Genomic DNA, 6,563 nt, shown 5'->3' with positions numbered 1-6,563 from the left:
ATACAGGTGATTGAGGTGTTGGCCGGTGGGCAGCGTCAACGTGGTGAGGTTGCTCAGTGGATCGTATTCGTAGGACAAGGCGCCTTGCGCTGTCTTCTCCTGGATCAGCCTGCCGAGCAGGTCGTAGGCGAATTCGAGCGTTTCTTCGCTGACACCCAGTTGCTTACCCTGCGCGGTCGGCAGGCGCTGGATCGACAGCAGGCGATCAGCGTCGTCATACACATAATCCTGACGGGCATCGGCATTGAGTCTGGCCAGCAACCGGCCAATGCTATCGCGCTCGAATTCGGTACGACGTTGTGGCCGTTCACCGCGTTCGCCGTAGCCGGTTTCATCGACCTGGGTCAGATGCCCGCCCAGGTTGTAGCTGAAACGCCGGGTCAGGTTGTCGATGCGTTTTTCTTCGATCAACCGGTCGCACGCATCGTAGGCGAACTGGTACGTCGCGTTGTTTTCGTTGATCAGCGCGGTCAGGCGAATCGCCGGGTCGTACTCGTAGCGGATGCGCTGGCCTTTGGCGTCCTGGCGGCTGCTCGGCAGGCCACGGGCGGTGCGCAGCAGGCGCGTGGTCTGGCCTTTGCCGTCGGTGTGCGTCAGCACTTGGCCGAGGGCGTTGTAGGTGAACGATTCGGCGCTGCCGTCCGGGTGGCGGATGCGCAGCACTTCGCCGTCGGGCTTGCGCTCCAGCGTGGTGGTCTGACCCAGCGCGTCGGTGACGGCGACCAGATGGTGGCGCTCGTCGAAGCGGTAGGTGGTGTTTTTACCGGAGCAATCCTGGAAGCGTTCGACCTGGGCCAGGGAGTTCCACCACAGGTATTTGGACTTGCCGGTTGCATCGATGATGGTGTGTGGCAGGCCGTCGTCGCCGTTGAGGTATTCGGTTTTATTGCCCAGGGCGTCGACTTCGGCGATCAAGTTGCCCTTGGCGTCATAGCGGGCCTGCCAGGTGCTGCCGTCCAGGAAAGTCGTTTCGGTGACCAACGTAGTGCCGAGGTGGTACTTGTATTTGATCTTGCGACCCAGTGGATCGGTTTCTTCAAGCAAACGCGAAAAGTCGTCGTACTTGAACCCCAACCGGTTGCCATCCGGCAGCTTGAGACCGGTCATGTTGCCGGCTTCGTCGAGGTCGATAGCGTACTGCTCACCGCCGAAGTCGCGAAAATGGATTCGTTCAATTACTAATCATTTTTAGCGTGAATTGTAAGAACGCGCTTGCACAGCATTTTTAGATTAAAGAGGAAAGTGGCTTAAGAAAACCTTAAGCCACTCTAGAGATAAAATTTTAAAGAACGGCACAAACCCCACTAGTTTTAACTACCAACGAACAACCAAACACATCCATGAAATGCTGCGCCACCAGTACAACGGAGCGCTACACCGTTTACATACAAACATCAGAGAGCGGTTTTTTTCCACTTATCACCACTTTTTGTTTCTTTTTTCACTATCAGCCAACCATTTCCAGTATCTTTTAGAACAAACTTATATGCAGCCTTTAGCCTAGCCATCTGCTCGACAACCACAGCGTAATTTTTACCTTCTTGAACAGGCTTGTTTATTACATCCCTCTCTGGATCATAAGTCGGAGGAGACCCACAACCGAGATCTACAAGCCTAGCCCAGCTTCGCTCATCTGACACAGAAAACCTGGTTAAAACCTTCTTAAGCTCGAGTTCATACTTTTTATCACAGTCAGAGGTATTTTTTCCGCATCGATCAGGCTCATTTGCTCATCGCGAAAAGCCGTCTCCCAATCTCGCATTTCTGACATAAAGCCTTTCAACGCCTCAACCACCGAAACTTCTTTTTCCATAACAAACTCCTACCAAGCACAACAATACAATTGCGAACAGCAGAATAAAAACCAGAAATCCTTTGCCGTGGCGGAAGGTGGAGATCAGCTGACCAGTCACCGTTGAAGCGGCTGTGGATGATTGCTGCGAGATGAGTACTTCCCTAGTGTTTGGTTTGATAAAACACCGTAATCCAGACCGGTGTTAGTGAAAAAAGCGGAAAATGACAATCATTGTCCGCCTCGCTGTGCAGGTCATCGCGATCCCTGTCACAGCTCCTCTGGCCTTCGATTTTACAGGTCGATCTCAGATTCGCCCTTTGAACCCTCAACAAAAGCGTCAAACGAACTTGCGAGCCAACGATAGGCCTTTGCATGATTGGCGGCATAACTACTATTCGGATCAAAGTAATCAGTTGCGTAAAAACACACATCACCATCAGGCAAATCCACACAGAAAAAATTACCACCATCGTCAGTCGCAAACGGCAGCAATGTTTTAGGTATCACATTTTTAGAGGTCATCACTGCATAACAGCCGCTTAAATATTTTGTCTCTGCAGCATCAAAAGCACCACTAGCTGCAACTGCTTTAAATTTCTTTATTCGAACAGGCTCATATTCATCACCACTGTCCCACCAATCTCTATCTGCTACCCCACCGTCATGAGCTAAATATAAAATTCTAAAACCTTCAGGCAACGTATGCCCGACTTCGTTTTACAGCGACTCTAGATCAGAACTAGCCACTTTCGGATCGGATTTCGACATCTGCAGTACACCCATCTATCCCCCCCGCAAACAAGCCTTCTTTCATTCAGCTCCTGTATGTACTCAAACAATGGAGAAATCCCAATCATCAGTTGAAGCATCATTTGAAAGCTTCGGAAGCTGCCCTACGGACGTAAACTCCAATTCATAACCCAGAGAAACAAATGGGTCATTGAGCCCCTTAAAACCACTAATACTTAGATCATATAAGCCATTCTCAACATCTAGATAATCATTATTTCCTAGACCATCAACACACGCATCTCTATAACCCAGAAAAAACTCACTATCCCAATCCATAAGCGCATTCAAATCTGCAACAACAACCAACCCAGAAACAACTTTCAGCGGAATCCCAGAATAACAAAATTTATTTACCGAATCACTAAAGCTTGACTTTTGCCCTACCCCCTTTAAAAAAATACTGTATTCCATCTCCGGAATTTGATAGAGGGGAAAAACAACCCCTTCTTCCACCGCGCGCAACCCAAGCTTTTCGCTATTCAAAAAGCAATCTAACAAGTTACTGGAAGTTATACCATTATTTATTATAAAGTCATTCAACGCGACCGGATCAAAAACAACCATCCCAGGTTCAAATATCTCGATTTTTGCTATATTCTTCATGCACAACCTCCCGCCGACTTTAGATTAGATCCTTTACCAACAGACTTTTTCAATGCATCCCCTATGGTAATATTTTCAGCAAGCACCTGACCTGTTCTAGGTATTTTCAGCGTGCCTTTTTGAGGAAATCCTTCATAAGCTTTGTTTAATTTACCTACTAATTCATCAGAGGTGCCGGAGAACTTTTTGTTGAATGGCACCCCCTCTTTTTTAATTGCCTCGTGAAATTCTTTGTGAAGTTCATCTGACCCGGCTACCTCATTTGGAAACCATGATGGCGAGTCCAGTTTTGTTCCCAGTTCCGGAAAACCATGGGTATTGGCATGCGCCCGCGGGAATGGGTGGTGTCCCATTCCATCAGGTTTGAGGGGCTTCCAAAACGCCATCCAACCCCAAGGATCAATCCATCCATAAGGGTTTGCTGCGTAGTGATATAGATTCGTCCCACCACTAAGCCCAATCGGATCCTGCGTAACAAACCGCCCCACCTCCGGATCGTAATACCGAAACGTGTTGTAGTGCAGCCCCGTCTCGTCATCAAAATACTGCCCCTGAAACCGCAGATTCTGCTCGACGTCATTGACCACCAACTTTTCAACCGCCCCCCACGCCTTGTACGTCGCCTGCCAGACAATCTGCCCTTCACGGTCAGTCATCTCCAACGGCGTACCAATCTGATCAGTATGGAAGTAGTAAAGCTTCTGCTCTTCACCCTCTGCCTGATCCACCCGGGCCAACGGCGCATAACTCCCCGGCTCATACAGATACAAACTGCTCTGCCCCGGACGCTCCTCCCGCAACATCCGCAGGCCTTGCCACAAAAAGTGCTTCTGCTCGGTCTTGCCGTTGACCTCTGAAACCTTGCCAACCCGTCGCCCCAGGCTGTCATACCGATACGCACCGGTACTTTCCAGCTTGCCATTGACCAACGTCTCAGCCCGCACCAACCGATTTTCACAGTCATACACAAACGTCTGCAGCTTGCCCATCCCACTGCGTTTTTCAATCAGGTTGCCCCACGCATCGTAGGCATATTCCTGATCCCGCCAGCGTTTCAGGCGGTTGTCCTTGACGTGGTCAAACTGGCTGGTGTTGAAGTTCAACCGGTTCGCCGCAGCGTCGTAGCGGAATTCTTCGCTGTCGATCAACTGCCCGGTGTCGCGGCTGTGCAACTGGCCGTTGGCTTCGTACTCGTACTTGATCTCGCCGCGCAGTTTGTCGAGGGTGCGGGTGAGTTCGCCGGCCGGGTCGTACTGGTGACGGCGGTGGATCGGGTTGTACGCATGCTCCACCAGCAGGTCGGGCTGGATGCCGGGGTTGTGCAGGCGCGAGAGTTTTTCCGCCGGCAGGCGCGAGGCGAACTGCCAGCTCTTGCGGCCCATGGCGTCGTAGCCGAAGCAGCTGGTGAGCGTGCCCTGGGTGCGCAGGACTTCGCGGTGCAGGTCGTCGCGCTCGATGTCGCTGATCAATTGTCCATCGAGGTTGAGTTGGTGCAGGTGGCCGCTGCCGTAGTACAGGTGATTGAGGTGTTGGGCTGATGCCAAGGAGTATTTTCTAGAAGTTCATCAGCACAAACCCTAGATCAGCGCCCCAACTAGTTATCGAACCGAATCAGATGTCGATATCTAGCTAAAACACTCTCGTATTTGGCAGCTTTTACCTCTTTCAGAACTACCTCATTTTCTTTTTCGAGTTTCTCTTTCAGATCTTTCACCGAATGGCTCAACCCTAATCCTTTCTTGATTTCCAGAATTTCTTGCAAAGTGGCTTTAGCTTTACCTATTGCCAAAATACTTACGGAGTCCGGCAATTCGTTGCCATCTTCAAGGACATACGCTACCAATTCTTCAACTGAGAAAAATATTTCCGCATCGTCTAAAAATGGATCACCAGAGCCTATGAGATAAAATTTATCTTCGGCAGATCTATCAATCAGAACAAGCCTGCCACCAGAGTCATCACCCACCAAAAGCTGCCCTGGAAAGTCCTTGTCTATATCATATGTTTTATTGCGCTCAGCTATTTCCTCCGTCGAATAAATCAGCACTTGATCATCAAGCAAGGCTCCATTATAGAGAGCCCAAAACCTGGCAACCCATACATCCTCATCGACCCCCAACAAGCGGACCGCTTCATTAATCATCGCTGCCGACGCAGGCGGATTTACTTCTGTATAACTTAGAGTCATTGAAACGCCCCTAATGAGTCAAAATATTTATACGATCTACTGGCAGCCTTTTTCGCAGCGCCAGGATCAACGCCAGCGTCAATTAATTCTTTGTAGGCGACACCAAACTCTTCCTTAATCGTTCCACCAAACCCAGAAATTCGCCGTCTAGTTCGCTGAAGCGATGAGATAATCGCATGAGGTTCTCCCGAAGAGCTTTTTAGAAGAATAGCAGGCGCCTCGTTTCTCTTATACCCTGTGACATTTCTTTTCGCCCACTCATCTTGGATAAAATGGTGTGACTGAACTAGTTTATCTTCCGAAATATTTTTGTGGCCCGATGCCCTATTAACACCAGGAGACAGGTTACCGTGGGCATCAACATCACCAGCTTTGTAGCCACCGGGACGATTGCAACTCCACCCCCACGGATCGCTCCAACCTATGGAATTAGGAGCGTATTGATACAGGTTTTCCCCGCCAATCAACCCAATCGGATCCTGCGTAACAAACCGCCCCACCTCCGGATCGTAATACCGAAACGTGTTGTAGTGCAGCCCCGTCTCGTCATCAAAATACTGCCCCTGAAACCGCAGGTTCTGCTCGACATCATTGACCGCCAGCCTTTCAACCGAACCCCACGCCTTGTACGTCGCCTGCCAGACAATGCTCCCGTGCGCGTCGGTCATCTCCAACGGCGTACCAATCTGATCAGTGTGGAAGTAGTAAAGCTTCCGCTCCTCACCTTCCGCCTGGTCGACACGCGCCAACGGCGCGTAACTCCCCGGCTCATAGAGATACAGACTGCTCTGCCCCGGACGCTCTTCGCGCAACATCCGCAGGCCTTGCCACAAAAAGTGCTTCTGCTCGGTCTTGCCGTTGACCTCTGAAACCTTACCAACCCGCCGCCCCAGGCTGTCATACCGATACGCACCGGTACTCTCCAGCCTGCCATTCACCAACGTCTCAGCCCGCACCAACCGATTTTCACAGTCATAAACAAACGTCTGCAGCTTGCCCATCCCACTGCGTTTCTCAATCAGGTTGCCCCACGCATCGTAAGCATATTCCTGATCCCGCCAGCGCTTCAGGCGGTTGTCTTTGACGTGGTCAAACTGGCTGGTATTGAAGTTCAGCCGGTTCGCTGCGGCGTCGTAGCGGAATTCTTCGCTGTCGATCAACTGGCCGGTGTCGCGGCTGTGCAGT

6 protein-coding genes and 2 pseudogenes are annotated in these 6,563 nt (G+C 50.6%); all 8 read right to left on the bottom strand.

The genetic code is table 11. The features are described from left to right. A pseudogene (locus NPS56_RS30715) lies at positions 1–1,158 on the bottom strand (type IV secretion protein Rhs); the annotation flags it as partial. Positions 1,159–1,394: 236 nt separating this feature from the next. Next, a complete protein-coding gene (locus NPS56_RS30710) occupies positions 1,395–1,640 on the bottom strand; it encodes an NTF2 fold immunity protein (RefSeq protein ID WP_274078131.1) in 246 nt (81 codons plus the stop codon). A gap of 11 nt (positions 1,641–1,651) precedes the next feature. After that, complete coding sequence (locus NPS56_RS30705) at positions 1,652–1,813, bottom strand: hypothetical protein (protein WP_274078130.1); 162 nt, start codon at positions 1,811–1,813, stop codon at positions 1,652–1,654. A 273-nt stretch (positions 1,814–2,086) separates the two neighbouring features. After that, positions 2,087–2,494: an SMI1/KNR4 family protein gene (locus NPS56_RS30700; RefSeq protein ID WP_274078129.1), complete on the bottom strand. Its 408-nt coding sequence runs from the start codon at positions 2,492–2,494 to the stop codon at positions 2,087–2,089. A 132-nt stretch (positions 2,495–2,626) separates the two neighbouring features. Further along, entirely contained in the window at positions 2,627–3,190 is a 564-nt protein-coding gene (locus tag NPS56_RS30695) for a hypothetical protein (protein WP_274078128.1), read from the bottom strand. Further along, positions 3,187–4,716: pseudogene (locus tag NPS56_RS30690) on the bottom strand (RHS repeat domain-containing protein); the annotation flags it as partial. The gene NPS56_RS30695 and the pseudogene NPS56_RS30690, both read right to left, overlap by 4 nt. A 68-nt stretch (positions 4,717–4,784) precedes the next feature. Beyond that, entirely contained in the window at positions 4,785–5,378 is a 594-nt protein-coding gene (locus NPS56_RS30685; RefSeq protein ID WP_274078127.1) for an SMI1/KNR4 family protein, read from the bottom strand. Beyond that, positions 5,375–6,563: RHS repeat-associated core domain-containing protein (locus NPS56_RS30680; protein WP_274078126.1), on the bottom strand; the 1,189-nt coding region annotated here is incomplete at its 5' end. The genes NPS56_RS30680 and NPS56_RS30685, both read right to left, overlap by 4 nt.

Origin of the sequence: Pseudomonas putida (assembly GCF_028682635.1) — a bacterium.
GTDB classification, from domain to species: Bacteria; Pseudomonadota; Gammaproteobacteria; order Pseudomonadales; family Pseudomonadaceae; genus Aquipseudomonas; species Aquipseudomonas putida_AE.
Note: the sequence above shows the minus strand (reverse complement) of the source record. Positions and strands in the feature narration are given on the sequence as shown.

What these genes read in the sequence shown, in the direction of transcription:
- NPS56_RS30685 (WP_274078127.1), bottom strand. Translation starts at nt 5,378, where the DNA reads ATGACTCTAAGTTATACAGAAGTAAATCCGCCTGCGTCGGCAGCGATG.
- NPS56_RS30705 (WP_274078130.1), bottom strand. Translation starts at nt 1,813, where the DNA reads ATGGAAAAAGAAGTTTCGGTGGTTGAGGCGTTGAAAGGCTTTATGTCA.
- NPS56_RS30695 (WP_274078128.1), bottom strand. Translation starts at nt 3,190, where the DNA reads ATGAAGAATATAGCAAAAATCGAGATATTTGAACCTGGGATGGTTGTT.